Below are 17,004 nucleotides of genomic sequence, written 5' to 3' on the forward strand. Positions count from 1 at the left end.
GACCGTCCGAACCTGCGCTCCCGACCACGGCGGGGCGACCGGTCCGGCTGTCGATGCCGCGTGGCGGGCGATTCCCGGCACCGGCCACCACGGCTCGGGTGAAAAACACATTGCCCGGCACCCTGCCTTTCAGGAGACTGTGCCGGTAACCGAAGGAGCGGAGAACACCGATACCGACCGACGAGGAAGCGGGCGACGACGACCGGCACCGGTCGCACAGGCGGTCCTGCATGGGCTGCACAGGCGTTGGCGCCGTGCACCGGCAATCGGGAAACCGGTGGGGGAGCCCTCAAGCCAGCAGCGCGGCAACCTGTTCGGGGGTCCATGCTCCGCGGGCGCCCGGACGGTTCGCCAGATAGGCACCGATGCGCCCGGTCCCCCAATCGTGGGCGGCCGACAACCCGGTTCCGATGGTGCGCAGATAGGCCGCGCTGGGCGCGACCGTCTCGACGCGTGCCATGGGCCACGGCGCGGTGAAGCCCAGCACGGGGTGCCCCTCCAGGACACCCAACCGCAGCAGGGTCTCGTAGCGCCCCTCGCCCAACTGGTGCCGCCCCCGGGAAAGGACGGTGGACAGGTCCAGGTCGGTACCCGGTTCGCGGTACATCTCCTGAGCGGCGATATCGCTGAACTGGGCGGTCGTGACCAGGTGGGCGCGTGCGGGTGCGGCTCCGGGCAGAGCGGGGTCGTACACCGCAAGGCCACCGCCCCACATAGGGGAGCGCAGCGCGAAATAGACACCGCCGGACAGCCACACCGCCCGGCTGTCCCGGGGAGCAGCACGATCGCGGCACCCCGGGTTGGCCCTGGTCCCGCCCGGGGGCATTCCGCCCTCGATGTAGCAACCCAACCGGTCCGAGGACATGTTCGCGCCGTAGGACGCGTACCAGACGAGGAGAGGCTGGGTACTCACGCCGCGGAGACGACCAGGATCCGCTCGAAGCAGACGCTCTGGGGGGAGTCGGCGTAATAGCCGAAGCGGTCGATGCGGTGGTAGCCGCACCGTTCGTACAGGCGCTGGGACTCGGGCTGGGCGGTCCCCGTCTCCAGGCGCATGCGCACCGCGCCCTTGGCGACCGCCGCTTCCTCCAACGCGCGCAGCAGAACCTCGCCGATCTGACGGCCGCGCCACACCGGCGTCACATACACGCGTCTTGCCTCGAACGTCTCCTCGTCGAGACGGCGCATCCCCCCGCAGCCCACCGCAACGGCGGTCTCGGCGTCCCGGGCCAGAAGAAACAGATCGACGTCGGTCTCCGAAGGCTTGGGCCCCGGTTCGGTATCGGCTCCGTAGCGCTCACTGATCTCCGCCTGCTGCTCCAGGCGCAGCCGAACTCCAACCGGGTCGTCCCAGCTCACGGTTTCCACGATGATTCCCACGCGCAGCAGGCTACGCTACCTGGCCCCCCGTTCGGGGCGAGACAGCCGGTACAGGACATGGGAGGCAAAGGGGTGACCGGCTCCGAGGTCGGGGTTGGTGAAATCGGCGGTCGTATCGCGTCGCATCCCCAACCGCCGCATGACCGCCTGGGAGCGACGGTTGGCGGCGGCGGCCATGGCCACCACCTCGGTGAGCCCGACCTCGGTGAACCCGAACTCCAGGGCGGCCCGCCCGGCCTCGGTGGCGTATCCCTGCCCCCAGGCGTGCCGGGCGAGCCGCCAGTCGACGTTCACCGCGGGGGTGAAGTCGGCGGTGAACCCGACGTTGCTCAGGCCGGTGAATCCGATGAACTCCCCTGAGTCGACGACCTCCAGCGCCCACGGACCGAATCCGTAGATTTCGAAGTGCAGTTCGTAGCGGTCGATGGAATCGTCGCTCTGCTCCCTGGACCGCCGAGCCGGGAAGAACTCCATTACCACCGGATCGGTGTTGATCGCCGCGAACGGCTGGCGGTCGCGATCGCACCAGCGCCGCATCAACAGGCGTTCGGTGCGCAACTCCGGTGCATCACCCATGACCGCAGGCTAACCCGCCCCGAACGGACTGGGAAGCGCTTGGAGCGCACCGCAGGGATCAACCGGCCCGACCGGTAAGAGCGAGCAGCCTGGTCTGGGCCGGTGTGTCGGCGGAGACCGGGCGCGGAGGGTCGAAGAGCGGGGAGGGGCCGAGGAAATCCTGTTCGTGCGCCCAGTGAAGGAGCGCGGCGCTCAGCTCGGGGTCGAGTTCGTCGTCGGCGCTGATCGCCCTGGCCAGGTCCCAGGCGTGCACGGCCAGGTCGAAGGTCATCTGCCACAGGTACTCCTCGGCGAGGACGTCGCCGTAGGACAAGTGGACGGTGCGCGTGACGGAGTCGGGTGCCAGCCAGGCCGTCCGGGCCTCGCGCGCGACGATCTCCCACGTGGCGATCGGTTCTTCCCCCAACCGGTCGCCGTCGTAGCGGTCGCCGGCCTCGGCGATGGTGCCACCCGAGAGCAGATGCGGTACCCACAGTTGCTCACTGACCAGATGGTTGACGAGATCGTGCACGTCCCAGTCGGTGCAGGGGGTGGGCAGCGCCCACTGCTCCAGGCGCACGGCGCGTACCCGGCGGTCGAACTCGGCCATCGCCTGTCCGTGCAGGTCGAGGATGTCACTCATGGGATCTCCATCGTGTTCGGACGTCGTATGACCTAGACCGTGTACCCGCTGAACGGCGAGACACGTGTGAAGGAGCGATTTTCCGCAAGTTGTCAGGGGCTCACGCTGTGTCGCAGGCACCCCATGCGCACCCGGATGGCGATCATGGGAAAAGCCCCAGGCCAAGAGTGGGGCCCACAGTGGAAGTCGCCGGTCCGCGACGGTCGGGGCCATAAAGGAGGACATGTGTCGGACAGGAGCACATCGGCGTCCAGGGGCGGTGAGGACCTCAACATCGTGCACGTGGCGCTGATCGCGGGTGCTGCCGCGATGGGCGGTTTCCTCTTCGGCTACGACACCGCCGTCATCAATGGCGCGGTCAGGGCGATCCAAGAAAACTTCCAGGTGGGAGCGGCCGAAACCGGGTTCACCGTTGCCGGTGCGCTGCTCGGTTCGGCGCTGGGCGCGGCCATCGCCGGTAGTCTCGCCGACCGGTTGGGACGAATCCGCGTCATGCAGATCGCGGCGGTGCTGTTCGCCGCGAGCGCGGTCGGCTCGGCGCTGCCCTTCGCGATCTGGGACCTGGCCGCCTGGCGCATCCTGGGCGGTATCGCCATCGGCATCGCGTCGGTGATCGCGCCCACCTACATCGCCGAGATCTCCCCACCGGCATGGCGCGGACGCCTGGCGTCGTTGCAGCAACTGGCGATCGTGCTGGGCATCACGGTGTCCCAACTGGTCAACTACGCGCTGGCCGCTTCGGCGGGCGGCAGCGCACTGGACGACCTCGGCCCTCTCATGGCCTGGCAGTGGATGCTGGGCGTCGGCCTGGTGCCCGCCGTCGTCTACTTCCTGCTCACCCTGATGATCCCGGAGTCCCCACGCTTCCTGGTGCGGGCCGGTCGCCTGGACAAGGCCCGCCGCGTGCTGGCGGAGGTGGAGGGCGGCGACGTGGACCAGCGCGTCAGCGAGATCCGCGCGGCCCTCGGTTCGGAGTACAAGCCCAAGCTCAGCGACCTGCGCGGCCGGTACGGTCTGCTGCCGATCGTCTGGGTGGGAATGGCGCTGTCGGCGTTCCAGCAGCTGGTCGGCATCAACGTCATCTTCTACTACTCGGCGTCGCTGTGGCAGTCGGTGGGAATCAACGAGAGCGACTCGCTGCTGCTGTCGTTGTTCACCTCGATCGTCAACATCGTGGGCACCTTTATCGCCATCGGCCTGGTGGACCGGATCGGGCGCAAGCCGCTGCTGCTCGTCGGGTCGGCGGGAATGGCCGTGGCGCTGGCGGTCACCGCGTTCGCGTTCAGCAACGCCGAGGTCGTGGGGGAGCAGGCCCAGTTGCCCTACGCGTGGGGCGTGGTGGCGCTGATCTCGGCGAGCTCGTTCGTGCTGTTCTTCGCGCTGTCGTGGGGCGTGGTGACCTGGGTCCTGTTGGGGGAGATGTTCCCGCTGCGCATCCGCGCCGCCGCGATGGCGGTGGCCACGGCCACGCAGTGGATCGCCAACTGGCTGGTCACCGTGACCTTCCCGGCACTGCGCGACTGGAACCTGTCGTCGACCTATCTGATCTACACGGGGTTCGCCGTGCTGTCGTTCATCTTCGTGTGGAGGTTCATCTCGGAGACGCGCGGGAGGACGCTGGAGTCGATGGGGACCTGAGTCCCTCGACACCGTGGCCCCGGTCGGATTCCGACCGGGGCCACGTGCTTTCGACTCAGAGCCGGTCGATCGCGGTGAGGTCGACGTCGACCGCGAAAGGGACGGTGAGCGTCAGCCGGTCGTGGTGGATACCGGTCAGTGCGTACGCGGCCGTGGCCGGGTCGAGTTCGTAGACGTAGACGGTCGGCTTGCCCGACACCTCCTCCACCCGCCAGAAATGCGTGATACGCGCCGCCGCGTAGAGCTGGGGCTTGCGCTGGCGGTCGCGTTCCTGCCGAATCGGGGGAGACGACCTCGACCGCCAGCTCGACGGCCTCGGGACGATAGGCGGTCTGGGCGGGGCCGTCCTCTGCTTCGGCCCGCACGACCAGGAGGTCGGGTTCGGGGCGCTGGCGGGGCGCCAGGACCACCGACGTCTCCCGACGAACCCGCAGATGTGGGGGAACCCCCACGCGCAGTCCCTGTTCCAGCAAGTACATGGTGAGGCTGTGAAAAAGTTTCTGCGGACCCACGAAAACAAGGCTTCCGTCGATCAGCTCGGTGTGCGCAGGAAGGTCGGGCAACCGGTCGAGGTCGGCGGCGGTGAAACCGCGGGCCGGCGGAACGAGCCAGTCAGGTATCGGTTGCGCGGTCATCGCCTGTCGCTCCCCGTCGACGGTCTGCTCATGCAGCTCAGCGTAGCGACAGAACGACCGGTTCCGGCTGGCCGCGCACCACGTCCGCTCCCCGCAAGCCCTACCCTGAATTGTCGCAATTGGCGGTGAAAGGGCGGGTCATGCGGGTGCTCATCGTGGACAACCACGACTCCTACACCTACAACCTCTTTCAGCTGATCGCCGAGGTCGTGGGAACCGAGCCGACCGTGCTGGCCAACGACGACCCCGCACTGGCCGGCCTCGACCTGCGCGCCTTCGACGCGGCCGTGGTCTCCCCGGGGCCCGGAACCCCGCGGCGGCCCGGTGACATCGGCGGCGTCCCCCGGCTCCTCGACGCGCCGTGGCTGCCCGTACTGGGGGTCTGCCTGGGCCACCAGGCAATCGCGCACCTGGGGGGCGGCGACGTCACCTCGGCCCCGTTGCCCAGGCACGGCCACCTCACCCGGATCCGTCACGACGCGGCCGGTCTCTTCACCGGCCTGCCCCAGGACTTCACCGCCGTGCGCTACCACTCGCTGCGCGTCGCCGACCCCCTGCCCGCCGACCTCACGGTCACCGCCCGCGCCGAGGACGGGGTGGTCATGGGCCTGACCCACCGTTCGCTACCGCGCTGGGGCGTGCAGTTCCATCCCGAGTCGATCGCCAGTGAGCACGGTGCGGTGCTGATCGCCAATTTCGCCCGGCTCGCCCGGCGGTGGTGCGGCGGCGGCGCCTCCTCGCCCCCGATCGGCACCGCCCGCGTCGCTCCCGTGACCGAAACCCCTCCGGCTCCACGGCAATCGGCAGCTACCGGCGACGAAACGCGGCGCTCCACGGCTCCACGGTCCCAAGCCCCCGTGGAGGCGACGGGTCGGCCCCCCGGTCCACTGGTGTTTCGGGTCCTGGAGGACGCCCCCGCCACCGACGCGGTCTTCCACGCCCTCTACGCCCGCGCCCCCTACTCCTTCTGGCTGGACAGCAGCCGCGTGGGCAACACCGCGCGGTTCTCCTTCCTGGGGGACGCGAGCGGTGCGCGTGGGGAGGTCCTGACCTACCGGGTCGGGACCGGATCGGTTCGCGTCGAGACCGCAGGGAACACGTACACCGAGCCCGGAACCATCTTCGACGTGCTCCAGGACCGGGTCGCGACCGTTCCCACCGCACATCCCGTTCTGCCCTTCGACTTCACCGGTGGCTACGTCGGCTACTTCGGCTACGAGCTCAAGGCCGACTGCGGAGGGGCTGCGGTCCACCGGTCGCGCACGCCCGATTCGGCGTGGCTGCGCTGCGACCGGTTCGTGGCGATCGACCACCTCGAAGGCCGTTGCTACCTGGTGGCGGCCGACGGCGACACCGCGTGGCTGGACCACGTCGCCGATGTCCTGACCGGTCTACCGGCGGCACCCGACCTCCCCGACGGTGTCCCCGCGGTCGAGCCCGAACCCTTGCTGGAACGGCACCGGGCGGGGTACCTGGCAGACGTCAAGGAGTGCCTGGCGCAGCTGACCGCGGGGGAGAGCTACGAGATCTGTCTGACCAACCGACTGCGCCTGAGCGCGCCCGCCGACGGGTTCTCCTTCTATCGACGGTTGCGCAGGGCCAGTCCCGCACCCTACGCGGCGCTGGTGCGGATGGGCGGCCTTACCGTGCACAGCGCCTCCCCCGAGCGGTTCCTTCGGGTGGACGGCGAGGGCTGGCTGGAGAGCCGGCCCATCAAGGGCACCGCACCGCGCCACCCCGATCCGGTCGAGGACGCCCGGTTGCGCGACGAGCTGCGCACCAGCGCCAAGACCCGGGCCGAGAACCTGATGATCGTGGACCTGCTGCGCAACGACCTGGGGCGGGTGAGCGAGGTGGGGACCGTGTCGGTCCCGGAGTTCATGTATACCGAGTCCTATGCCACGGTGCATCAGCTGGTCTCCACCGTGCGCGGCCGGCTGCGCACGGGGGTGTCGCCGGTGGCCGCGATCCGCGCGTGCTTCCCGGCGGGGTCGATGACCGGGGCGCCCAAGCGCCGCACGATGGAGATCCTGGACCGGGTGGAGTCCAGTGCGCGCGGGGTGTACTCGGGTGCACTGGGCTATCTCTCCTACTCCGGCGCCGCCGACCTGAGCGTCGTCATCCGTTCCGCGGTCAGCACCCACGGCGGGATGGAGGTGGGGGCGGGGGGAGCGATCGTGCTGGACTCCGACCCTGCCGAGGAGTACGAGGAGATGCTGTTGAAGGCGCGGGTGCCGCTGCGGGGCCTGGGCGGCGGGTGAGGGGCCGGCCACCCGCCCGCACGCGGGTGGCCGGGGGCCGGGCGGGGGCAAAGAGGGGGATTCAGCCCCGCCCGGCGAGGGGAAAGGTCGTGCGCGCTACTCCACGGTGCAGGTGGTTCCGTTGAGGCGGAAGTCGGTCGGGACCTTGGGACCCGCTGGGGCGTTGGCGTTGAAGCCGAACGACACCGATCCGTGGTGGGGGATGACGGCGTTCCAGGCCGCGTTCTTGACGCTCACGCTCGCCCCGGTCTGGGTGAGGGTGCTGTTCCATCCGTTGGTCGCTACCTCGCCGTTGGTGAAGTCCCATTCCAGGGTCCAGCCGTTGACGGGGGTGTGGCTGTCGTTGAACACACTCACCTGACCGGTGAACCCGCCGGACCAGGGGTTGGGGGTCTGGTAGTCCACCACACAGGGGTTCTCGGGCGGGCTTCCGGTGGTGAAGGTGCGGTTGGCCGAGGCAGGTGAGTTGTTGCCCGCGGCGTCGTGGGCCACGACGTAGACCTCGTACTGGGTGTTCGGTGACAACCCGGTGACCGTGGCGCTGGTGTTGGGCGTGGTGGCCAGGACCGCGTCGGTGGTCGCGTTGTGCACGGTGTAGCTGGTGACGGCGGTGTTGTCCGTGGCGGCCGTCCAGCTCAGCTGGGCCGAGTTCCCGGTGATGGTACCGACCGTGGGGGTACCGGGTGCGGTTGGCGCCTGGGTGTCGGGAGGGCCGGGATTGGTCGAGCCCTCGAAGACGACGTCGGAGCAGTTGTAGAACGCCTCCGGGCTGTCGGAACGCTGCCAGATGGAGTAGATGATGTGCCGACCGCTCTTCACGGGCAGTTCGGCGTCCCAGTAGTACTCCGCCCCTTCGGGGCCGCCCTGGCGCAGGGGCGGGTCGGTCACCTGGTCGAAGGGAACGGGCTCAAGGTCGTCCCAGGCCAGCGGGGTGTTGGGGTTCCAGTTGTCCTTGGTGATGTACTGGTACCAGGTACCGGGGTGCGGGGCCCAGGCGTTGTACTGGAAGGTGATGTCGGCGCCGGACTGCAACGTGGTGGTCGGCCAGTGCTCGCTGACCGCGTTGAACGAGTCGAAGGATGCGGTGGGCCCGCACAGCTTGCCATCGGGGATGATCTCCCGATGGCGTCCGCCGGCGTTGCTGATCAGGTTGCCGAACCAGTTGTAGAAGGCGTAGTTGCCGCCCTCGTTGAGCGCGTCGCGGCAGACCGGGTTGGTCGGGTCGACGTTGCCGCCGAGTCCGCCTGCGATGCCGTCGAGGTAGCAGGCGTAGGTGCGGGTGGCGGGCAGGGTCAGACCGCCGTGCGCCTCGGCGGGTGGCGCGGGGAGCGCGACGAGCGCGCCCGCTGCCAGGCCCACTGCCGCGGCGAGAGCGGCGATCCGGCTTCGGGTTCTCACGGTGGGACTCCTTGGGGGATCGAACAGCCGTGCTTCGGGGTGGGGGACGGACCCCTGGCCGCCGGGGCGGCCTTGCGGGGCCGGGAAAGCGGATCGCCGTGAACGAATCGGTGCGTGCATGCCCTTTTGCACAGGACCGCACGAGTTTTGGGAGCGCTCCCAAAAGAGGCTGGTAAGTAAATAGTGATACAGGTCACGCAACCTGTCAACAGATGGTCACAACCCAGTGACCCACCGGAAACATTCGGTCCTATCCACCGCTCACAAGAAGACCCAGTTCACGGCTGGAACGCCAGTTTCCGCAGAGCGCATGCCAACGGGAAAACCGGTTCAGCTCTTTTCCCCGACGGGCCGGCCCGTCGTCCGCGTGTCCCAGGAGTGGAACAGAAGCCTTGCGCGGCAGTCTCTTGCGCACCGCACCTGGCCCGAACCCGGCCGGGAATCCCCCCGGCCACATCCGGCGGAATTCCCGGCCGCCCACCAGCACGCATTTCCTCGAAAACGCGCTTGCGCGGTCGACCGGGACGGTCGGGCACCAGGAGAACCACCGGGCGGAATCGTTTTCTCCCCCGAGAGAAAAGCGTCACGGGTCGGCCGTCTATTCGCAGTTCATGGTTATCGCAGATACCTAACGAACGATCAGGCCCTGGAGGACTTCAGCGATATCGATGGGGTTTCCTCTGCCTCAATGCCAAGCTCTCACCGGTGGCTCCTCGAAGGAGAGCCTCGGATACGTCACGACGTCTGCACCGAGCCGGCGACGATCTCCCGCAAGGCTCGGATGTGGCTCCGGTATGCCGCCTTGCCTCGTGGCGTGAGTGTCAGCCAGATGCGACGGGAATCTTCCTGGGCGCGTTCCTGCGTGACATATCCGGCATCAACGAGCGGTGCCACCTGCTTGCTGAGCGCGGACGCACTCAGGCCGACGACCTCCTTGACGAGAGCCATCTCCACGGTGGTGCCAGCGTCGAGCATGGCGCAGATCTTCAATCGGTGCGTCGGGTGAATGACTGCATCCAGTTGTGCGGTCATCGGTGCGTGCTCCGGTAGTGCAGGATCGAGCCGAGGCCGTAGCTGGCCACCGCCCCGATAGCGCATACGACGATGACCCACTCCAGGCCTGCGGCGCGCGCGAACAGTGATCCGATCACGAACGCACCGGATACGGCGCCGAGGATACGGAAGCCCGTACTGGTCGGAATCACGAACGGAGCGCCCATCAGTCGGCCCGCCCAGTAGTTGAGTGCGGCCAGTGCGATACCGATGATGAGCACGACGAACGTCGCAAGCATCGACGAGTGGAGGAGGCCAGCCAACGCCAGCCCACCCAGCAGGATTGCGTTGATCGGATACAGCCAGACAGGCCACGGGCGATCTCGAACCGCGCGCCGCGCGCCTGCGGCGGCGTCAAGCCCGGCGGCTGCCTCACGTGGGTCGGGGTTCGGGTTGATAGTTTCCATGTCGGCAATCATATTCGATAGTTTCCATGTCGGCAACTATCATCGGCGGGTCTCGAGCCCCAGGGGCCGACTATGCTGCGGCCGGCGCCTCCCGAGCGAGCGCACCGCGCCCATCAGTGCCTGCCGCACTGCGAAGCAGCGTGGACACGCGTCGGGCCAGGTGGCGCTTCAACGCGCGGATCGCCTCGGTGGTCGGGTCCCCCAACGCTCGACATCCCGCGAGGTAGTCCTGAGCGAGTGGGTGCATCCGCTTCTGAGTGATCGCGATGCGGTGGAGCCGCCACCGCCCAACGGTGCGGTCCGAGCTTGCGCACCCAGGCAAGCAAAGCCCGACATCCGCGCGGCCCCGTGGTGGCATCCTTCACTTCGAGCTGCCTGCCATTGCCGTTCACCGCGACAGCAAACAGGACGCCTCTATGCGAATCGAGCCCGATCACAACTTCCGCCTCAATCTCCGTTCTCCTCTCATAAGTCCTGCTGGAGTACCGCGACGGGCATACGCAGGTGGCTGTCTGCTGCGCGATCGACCCCTTTGCGAACGTGCTGCGCTTTTGTCGACCCGCAGAGGAGGAGCGAGTCGGATGGACGGGGTTCACCCGCCCACCGCCCGGGCACGGTGACGAAATGGGGGAACCGCAGTTCAGTGAGGACGGCCACCACATCATCGTCGCCGGCCGACGGTGGCGGGCGAGCGATCCGCTACTGCCCGAGGCCACACGCGAGACGCTGGTACGGCATCTGATGGCGGCGCGTCGTGCCGTTGCCCGAGCCGGCAGGGACGGCGACACCGGAGCCGAACGGGTGGCGCGCGCACGGGTTCAGCAAGCCAAGCTCGGTCTGGGGGAGCGGGGCGTCCCCTGGTGGGAGTGCTCCACGGCCGAGCGTCGGGCCCGTTGGGAGTCGGCACTGCACGACCTGGACGCACGGGCACCGCACCCCGAACACTAGGCCGCCCTGTCCCTGCGAAGCGGGAGCCGCCGATCAGAGCGGGGGGTCCAGCGCCTCGCCTCGTGCGACGCGACGCATCATGCGTTGCATGGATTCGGTGTCGTTGAGGTGCGGAAACGGCTCGTCGACAGGAAGCTCGACGCCGAGGAACCGGCACAGCGGCTCCCAGCCCCGGCCCAATTCGTAGACGAGAAGTCGGTCGGCAGGGATTGCGGCGCGCACCTGTGCGTTGTGCCGCTCGAAGGCGGCGATGGCCGTCTCCTCGTCGGGGATCTCGGTGAGTTCCGTACCGAAATAGGCCCTGCACATCAGCTCCAATGCGGGCCGTACGTGCTTCATCCCCTCCAGGCTCGGCGAAACGCCGCTGGTGAGCGATGATGTGCGATCACTGAAGACGGTGTTGCGGGCGCTGGCGTACCACCCGTGCGGCTCACGCACGGTAAGCAGCACCTTCGCCTCGGGGAACGCTGCGGCCAACTCCCTCCAGTAGAACGACGCCGGCCAGTCCACCTCGGAGGAGAAGCCGGCGAAGACGGCGTTCCAGTCGATGGTGTCCCTGCGGCCCGCGGCATCGGCCCGTGCGACCCAGGCCCATCGTTCGCCCAGTTCCGGGACGGCCATGATGGTGTACATGTGGTGGCAGGGGCCGAATCCGAGCCGGTCGAGCGCGGCTTTCATCGAACTCGTCCCGGTGCGCGGGAAGCCCGCCCCGATCACCTTCAGCATTGCTCTCCTTCGGTGTGCCGCCCACACCTGTCCGCGATCCGATCCGCAAAAAATCTCGGATTACCGATCGCATTGATTTGAACACGGAGGGCACTCATTTGGGTGCGCGTGCCACCGGGGTGAGCAGCCCTTTTCCGGCGGTCGCGCAACCGGGCAAAGGAGGGGGCGCTCGGCGAAATGCCGAGCGGCCCCAATGTAACCGTTTTAAGTAGTTACATCGGCCGGCGGTGCACACCGGCTCACGTCATAACCGGGGGTCAGGCGCGACGGACGCGGGCCAGCCACGCAGGCAGGTCGCCCAGTTCCCCGCCGCTGCCGACCACGCCACGATAGAGACTGGGGCTCAGGTCCTCGATGACCCATCCCTGCCCGAATGCCTCGCGGATCGCCGCCTCGCCCACCGTGGGCCAGGGTCCCTGACCGACATCGGACAGCGCCAGCACGTGCACCAGTGCACCGGGGCGACAGACCCGACGGAGACTGCGGGTGTAACGGGCCCGGTCCCCGGCCGAAAAGACGTGGAACAGTGCGCTGTCCACGACGGTGTCGTAACAGGGGGCGTCGCCCAGTTCCAGGGCGTCCGCGACGGCGAACCGTGCCTCGACCCCTTGTTCTGCGGCTCCCGTCCTCGCCTGTTCGATCGCCGGCCGCGAAGAGTCGATCCCTCGGACGTCGTAGCCGATCCGGGCCAGATGGATCGTGTGTTCACCGGTACCGCAGCCCGCGTCGAGCACCGCGCCGCCGATCAGGCCGGCCTCCTCCAGAGCGACCACGACCGGCTGCGGGCCCCCGATCACCCACGGGGCGGTGCCGGCCACGTACGCCCGGTCGAATTCCGACGCCGGATGCTCCGGCTCCTCCGCCGCTTCGCCGGCCAGCCGCCCCTGGGCCTCGGCGATGTCCTCCTGGGTGGGCGCGTCGTCCTGGGTCAGGGCGAGCCGCCAGTGCCCGGTGAAGTCGATGGCCTGGCGGTCCACCCCTCGCTCGTCGACGAGATGACGGCGCAGGGCGCGCACCACACCGGCCTCGGCGGCCAACCAGACGGCCGCGGCTCCCGCGGGGAATCGGGTCGTGCGCACGGCGTCGAGCAGCAGGTCACCGCGTCCCGGCGCGGTGGCCCCCCGGTACAGCCAGTGCATGTGGACCTGCGCGCGGGTGGCGAACGACTGCTTCTCCGCGGCGTCGGCGACCTCGACGTAGACCAGTGCCCGGGCTCCTTCGGGCAGCGTCTCCAGCAGCGCACCGATCGCCGGAAGCGCGGTCTCGTCCCCGGCGAGCAGCAGCCAGTCGGCGTCCTCGACCGACGAGGCGAACAACGAGACGGGGGAGAAGAACGTCGAAGGACCGAACATGGCGAGCGTGTCACCGGGTGCGGCCGAGCGCGCCCATTGTGTGGCGGGGCCGGCGTCGTCGTGCAGGACGAAGTCGATGTCGATGGTGGCGGCGTGCGGATGGTGCGCGCGGACGGTGTAACTGCGCATCCACGGCTGCTCCGCCTCGGGGACAGCCGCACAGGACTGATACCAGGACGTGAAGTCGTCATCGGCTTCGGGCAGCGGCAGGAGGGGAACGCTCTGGCCGGGCTTGGGGAAGTACAGCTTCACCTGCTGATCGGGAGCCTGGGTGACGAAGTCGGCGAGGTCATCGCCGCCGAAGGTGACGCGTGCCATGCGCGGGGTGATCCGCTGGACGTCGGTGACACGAATGAACCGGACCGGCAATCTCTGCTGCACGAAAACTCCTCATCGTATTTGGTCGGGGACGATTCTTCAATCCCCGAGCTAGAGTTCTAACAGCATCGTCCGCGGAAAAGTCAAGGCCGGAAATTGCTTTTTTCCGAGAGGTGGGTCACCCTGCGTTCGGCCGGATTCGCGCCTTGCCTGGCGGCGCACGAGGGGTCAGGGCGTCCGGGGCAGCGTCTTGGCGCGTGACGCCCTACGACCGCTACGGGCGACCGAATGGCGAACCGTGGGGGATGCAGACCTTCCCTGGGCGGCAGCGACCGATGTGCCTCGAACGCGTCCTGGAGGCGGTCGAGGTGTATGGGAGCACGGGGAAGCGGGCAAGTGGATCGCCTTCCCCGAGGACTCCTCGCACGCGACCGGCACTGCCGTGGACATCGGTCGTACCGACGCGGCGTACTGGTTCTCCTGGCGCAGCCCCGAGTTCGGGCTCCGCCAGACCTACGCCGATGAAATCTGGCATCACGGACTCGCCGTAGAGCCCGGCGGCACCTGCCTCGGACCCCTGGCGGACGCGCCCACTGATTGAGGGGACCGAGGACCGACAGATGGGCGCCGACCCTCGGGGCGCCACCCCTGCCGGATACCCCGGTCCCCGGCGTCCCATCAGGCCGATTCATTGAGATCGCGATACCGTAGCGGCCATGGGCACCCCTTCTAATCGGCCGTCCACATCCGTTGAGGACTACGTCAAAGTGATCTACGACCTGCAGGAGCGCGGGTCCGGTCCGGTGACGATCTCCCGCGTGGCCGAACGGCTGGCGGTGTCCAATTCCTCGGTCTCGGGGATGCTGCGCAAACTCGGCGAACTGGACCTCGTCGACCACGAGCGCTACGGAGCGGTGCACCTGACCCCCACGGGGACCAAGGTCGCTCTGGCGGTGCTGCGCCGCCACCGGCTCATCGAGCTGTACCTGGTGGAAGCCCTGGGCTACTCCTGGGACGAAGTCCACGACGAGGCCGAGATCCTGGAACACGTGGTCTCGGACCAGTTCGTGGACCGCATCGCCGACCATCTCGGCGATCCCACCGTCGATCCGCACGGCGACCCCATCCCCACCCGGGACGGCGAGGTCGTGGAGCGCGACACCCGGCTGTTGTCCGAGCTCGACACCGGGGTGCACGGGGTGATCGTGCGGGTCAACGACTCCGACCCCGATCTGCTGCGCTATCTCGCCGACCAGCACATCAGTATCGGTATGCAGGTGGAACTGGTCGAACGGCAGCCTTTCGGCGGCCCTCTGGTGGTCCGCCTGGGCAGTCAGGACGAGCAACGCGTCCAATCTCTTGGCGTAGGAGCGGCAGACGCCCTGTGGATCGCCGCGCACCCCTGACCCGCGCGGGCCGGTGCCTCGGGCGATCCCATTCGGCAGCCGAGGATCAGCGCTCCAGGTCGATCTTGCGTTGCAGGAACTCCTCGCGGTCGACCTCGCCCCGCGCGTAGAGCATCCGCAGCTCCTCCTGCGCGGGGTCGGGCTCGACCGGCGTGGAGCGGGAGCGCTGGTCACCGGTGAGCTGTTCGGCCGCGGAAGCCGTGATACTCAGACTCACGGCCAGCGCGGTCACGGCGAACAGTATGACGGTCGCAATCAGAAATCCCATGTCGTTCCTCCAGCCGACGCGAGGGCGACACACCCCTCACACTCCTGTGTACCCCCGGAACGAACCCTCCACCGGCAAACAGGCCCCGACGACTCAAGACGTGCCGGAGAAGCGTCCGGAAAGCCACCACGGACACGGGAGCCGTCATCGGAAACCCGTGGCATGTTTCGTCGAGATCGGATGCCATGGCGCGCGGATGTCCCACCGTTCAACGGATTTCCCATGGTTTCCCTTCTCCCCGACCGGGCTCCAGCCCTCCACGCCCCTTGCCCCGGAACTGGGCGAAAAGCTCCTGTGATAAAAGTTAGGCGTGCCGAACAATAAAGATTGGCTCTTCGTCAATTCGGTCGTGCTCACCCTCGCGCTCGGCCTCACCGCCTGTGCCGCCCCGCGATCGGAGACCCCGGACGACGGCCGCCCCCTGGTCCTGACCACCTTCACCGTCCTCGCCGACATGGCCCGCAACGTCGCCGGCGACCACGCGCGGGTGGAGTCCATCACCCGGCCGGGAGCAGAGGTCCACGAGTACGAGCCCACCCCCGGCGACCTCGTGCGCGGCCAGGACGCCGACCTCATCCTCAACAACGGGATGAACCTGGAGTTGTGGTTCACCCAGTTCACCGACCGGGTCGACGCCCCCGAACGCGTCCTCACCGAGGGCATCGAGACCATCCCGGTGGCGTCGGGCGGCTACCAGGGCGAACCCAACCCGCACGCCTGGATGTCCCCGGCCAACGCCCTGATCTACGTGGACAACATCCGCGACGCACTGATCGAGATCGACCCCGACCACAGTGCCGAATACACGGCCAACGCAGTGGAGTACCAGGAGAGCATCGCCGAGATCGGCAGGTTCCTGGACACCGAACTCAACTCGCTGCCCGAGGAGCACCGCGCACTGGTCACCTGCGAGGGGGCGTTCTCCTACCTGGCACGCGACGCGGGTCTGAGCGAGCACTACCTCTGGCCGATGAACTCCGACGCCGAGGGCACCCCGCAGCAGATCGCCTCCGTCGTGGAGTTCGTTCGCGACAACGAGGTGCCGGCGGTGTTCTGTGAGAGCACCGTCAACGACAGTGCCCAGCGCCAGGTGGCCCGCGAGACCGGGGCGACTCTGGGTGAGGCGCTCTACGTCGACTCGCTGTCCGAGGAGGACGGCCCCGTGCCCACCTATCTGGACCTGCTGCGCCACGACGCCGAAGCCATCGCGGCCGGCCTGGGCAAAGGGAGGACGCGATGACGGGTGAACCCGCGGTACGGGTCAACGGCGTCACGGTGCGCTACGGCGACGTCCTGGCACTGGACCGGGTGGACCTCACCGTCCCCGGCGGCGTGATCTGCGGCCTACTGGGCACCAACGGATCAGGCAAGTCCACCCTGTTCAAAGCCATGACCGGAATGATCGCGCCCCTGAACGGCACCGTCGCCATCAACGGCCTCACGCCGAGCAAGGCGCGCAGGCGCGGCCTCGTCGGCTACGTTCCCCAGGCCGAACAGGTGGACTGGGCCTTTCCCGTACGGGTGGCCGACGTGGTCATGATGGGACGCTACGGGCACATGGGTCCCACCCGCAGACCGCGAAACGCCGACCGCGCGGCCGTGGCCGAGGCGCTGGCGCGCACCGACCTGACCGACCTCGCCGACCGCCAGATCGGCGCTCTGTCCGGGGGCCAGCGCAAACGCGCGTTCGTGGCCCGTGGCATCGCCCAGGGCGCCGACGTCTTCTTCCTCGACGAGCCCTTCGCCGGCGTGGACAAGCGCTCCGAGGCCACGATCGTGGCGGTACTGCGCGAGATGCGGGCCGCCGGGCGAACCCTGATCGTGTCCACCCACGACCTGGCCTCGGTCCCCGGGCTGTGCGACGAGGCGGTGCTGCTCCAGCAGCACGTGGTGGCGCGCGGCACCCCCGCTGAGGTACTCACCCCCGAACGACTCATGCAGGCGTTCGGCCTGGACGAACGGAGGGTCGCACCGTGACCGCGGTCATCGAGTGGTTCACCGTCCCCCTCGCCTTCG

At 68.4% G+C, this 17,004-nt stretch carries 18 protein-coding genes and 1 pseudogene; 7 read left to right on the forward strand and 12 right to left on the reverse strand.

Annotated elements, in window-relative coordinates:
- Positions 1–289: 289 nt before the first annotated feature.
- The 4 genes from QSJ59_RS13615 to QSJ59_RS13630 are packed head-to-tail and all read right to left on the reverse strand — an operon-like array spanning position 290 to position 2,578.
- On the reverse strand, positions 290–913 hold the full coding sequence (locus QSJ59_RS13615) for a histone deacetylase (protein WP_349497206.1): 624 nt from the start codon (positions 911–913) through the stop codon (positions 290–292).
- The gene (locus tag QSJ59_RS13620; protein WP_285759899.1) at positions 910–1,380 is read right to left on the reverse strand and encodes a GNAT family N-acetyltransferase; all 471 of its coding nucleotides are present in this window, start codon (positions 1,378–1,380) and stop codon (positions 910–912) included. Before QSJ59_RS13620 ends, QSJ59_RS13615 begins: the two co-directional genes overlap by 4 nt.
- A gap of 15 nt (positions 1,381–1,395) precedes the next feature.
- Positions 1,396–1,956 carry a GNAT family N-acetyltransferase gene (locus QSJ59_RS13625; protein WP_285759900.1) on the reverse strand — a complete coding sequence of 187 codons (561 nt, stop codon included), beginning with the start codon at positions 1,954–1,956 and terminating at the stop codon, positions 1,396–1,398.
- A 58-nt stretch (positions 1,957–2,014) separates the two neighbouring features.
- Positions 2,015–2,578, reverse strand: coding sequence for a TIGR03086 family metal-binding protein (locus QSJ59_RS13630; RefSeq protein WP_285759901.1), 564 nt, complete (start codon positions 2,576–2,578; stop codon positions 2,015–2,017).
- Positions 2,579–2,803: 225 nt separating this feature from the next.
- On the opposite strand from QSJ59_RS13630, the gene QSJ59_RS13635 reads away from it, so the two are divergent.
- On the forward strand, positions 2,804–4,216 hold the full coding sequence (locus tag QSJ59_RS13635; RefSeq protein ID WP_285759902.1) for a sugar porter family MFS transporter: 1,413 nt from the start codon (positions 2,804–2,806) through the stop codon (positions 4,214–4,216).
- 55 nt (positions 4,217–4,271) lie between these two features.
- On the opposite strand, the pseudogene QSJ59_RS13640 reads toward QSJ59_RS13635, so the two are convergent.
- Positions 4,272–4,851 (reverse strand): annotated as a pseudogene (locus QSJ59_RS13640) (Uma2 family endonuclease).
- Positions 4,852–4,991: 140 nt separating this feature from the next.
- On the opposite strand from QSJ59_RS13640, the gene pabB reads away from it, so the two are divergent.
- On the forward strand, positions 4,992–7,112 hold the full coding sequence (gene pabB, locus QSJ59_RS13645) for an aminodeoxychorismate synthase component I (RefSeq protein WP_285759903.1): 2,121 nt from the start codon (positions 4,992–4,994) through the stop codon (positions 7,110–7,112).
- A gap of 96 nt (positions 7,113–7,208) precedes the next feature.
- Here the strand turns inward: pabB and QSJ59_RS13650 are convergent, their stop codons facing one another.
- The 4 genes from QSJ59_RS13650 to QSJ59_RS13665 form a co-directional block, all read right to left on the reverse strand.
- Positions 7,209–8,510: a lytic polysaccharide monooxygenase gene (locus QSJ59_RS13650; RefSeq protein WP_285759904.1), complete on the reverse strand. Its 1,302-nt coding sequence runs from the start codon at positions 8,508–8,510 to the stop codon at positions 7,209–7,211.
- A gap of 735 nt (positions 8,511–9,245) precedes the next feature.
- A complete protein-coding gene (locus QSJ59_RS13655; protein WP_285759905.1) occupies positions 9,246–9,542 on the reverse strand; it encodes a transcriptional regulator in 297 nt (98 codons plus the stop codon).
- Positions 9,539–9,982: a hypothetical protein gene (locus QSJ59_RS13660; RefSeq protein WP_285759906.1), complete on the reverse strand. Its 444-nt coding sequence runs from the start codon at positions 9,980–9,982 to the stop codon at positions 9,539–9,541. The genes QSJ59_RS13655 and QSJ59_RS13660 overlap by 4 nt, the downstream gene beginning before the upstream one ends.
- A 58-nt stretch (positions 9,983–10,040) precedes the next feature.
- Entirely contained in the window at positions 10,041–10,217 is a 177-nt protein-coding gene (locus QSJ59_RS13665; RefSeq protein WP_285759907.1) for a hypothetical protein, read from the reverse strand.
- A 377-nt stretch (positions 10,218–10,594) separates the two neighbouring features.
- On the opposite strand from QSJ59_RS13665, the gene QSJ59_RS13670 reads away from it, so the two are divergent.
- Positions 10,595–10,918: a hypothetical protein gene (locus tag QSJ59_RS13670; protein ID WP_285759908.1), complete on the forward strand. Its 324-nt coding sequence runs from the start codon at positions 10,595–10,597 to the stop codon at positions 10,916–10,918.
- A 33-nt stretch (positions 10,919–10,951) separates the two neighbouring features.
- Here QSJ59_RS13670 and QSJ59_RS13675 read toward each other — a convergent pair whose 3' ends face one another.
- Both QSJ59_RS13675 and QSJ59_RS13680 read right to left on the reverse strand, forming a co-directional pair.
- The gene (locus tag QSJ59_RS13675; RefSeq protein ID WP_285759909.1) at positions 10,952–11,644 is read right to left on the reverse strand and encodes a sulfotransferase family protein; all 693 of its coding nucleotides are present in this window, start codon (positions 11,642–11,644) and stop codon (positions 10,952–10,954) included.
- Between the two features lie 257 nt (positions 11,645–11,901).
- Positions 11,902–13,377: an SIP domain-containing protein gene (locus QSJ59_RS13680; protein ID WP_285759910.1), complete on the reverse strand. Its 1,476-nt coding sequence runs from the start codon at positions 13,375–13,377 to the stop codon at positions 11,902–11,904.
- Positions 13,378–13,612: 235 nt separating this feature from the next.
- Here QSJ59_RS13680 and QSJ59_RS13685 point away from each other — a divergent pair, with 235 nt between their 5' ends.
- A complete protein-coding gene (locus QSJ59_RS13685) occupies positions 13,613–13,915 on the forward strand; it encodes a M15 family metallopeptidase domain-containing protein (RefSeq protein ID WP_285759911.1) in 303 nt (100 codons plus the stop codon).
- Between the two features lie 115 nt (positions 13,916–14,030).
- Positions 14,031–14,720 (forward strand): metal-dependent transcriptional regulator, encoded by a 690-nt coding sequence (locus tag QSJ59_RS13690; RefSeq protein ID WP_285759912.1) that lies wholly within the window; start codon positions 14,031–14,033, stop codon positions 14,718–14,720.
- 46 nt (positions 14,721–14,766) lie between these two features.
- On the opposite strand, the gene QSJ59_RS13695 is transcribed toward QSJ59_RS13690, so the two are convergent.
- Complete coding sequence (locus QSJ59_RS13695; RefSeq protein WP_285759913.1) at positions 14,767–14,988, reverse strand: SHOCT domain-containing protein; 222 nt, start codon at positions 14,986–14,988, stop codon at positions 14,767–14,769.
- A gap of 310 nt (positions 14,989–15,298) precedes the next feature.
- Between QSJ59_RS13695 and QSJ59_RS13700 the strand changes: the two genes are divergently transcribed.
- Positions 15,299–16,228 carry a metal ABC transporter substrate-binding protein gene (locus QSJ59_RS13700; protein WP_432707478.1) on the forward strand — a complete coding sequence of 310 codons (930 nt, stop codon included), beginning with the start codon at positions 15,299–15,301 and terminating at the stop codon, positions 16,226–16,228.
- The gene (locus tag QSJ59_RS13705; RefSeq protein ID WP_285759914.1) at positions 16,225–16,965 is read left to right on the forward strand and encodes a metal ABC transporter ATP-binding protein; all 741 of its coding nucleotides are present in this window, start codon (positions 16,225–16,227) and stop codon (positions 16,963–16,965) included. The genes QSJ59_RS13700 and QSJ59_RS13705 overlap by 4 nt, the downstream gene beginning before the upstream one ends.
- The last annotated feature ends 39 nt before the right edge of the window (positions 16,966–17,004 follow it).

The organism is Nocardiopsis ansamitocini (assembly GCF_030268225.1).
Lineage (GTDB): Bacteria > Actinomycetota > Actinomycetes > Streptosporangiales > Streptosporangiaceae > Nocardiopsis_D > Nocardiopsis_D ansamitocini.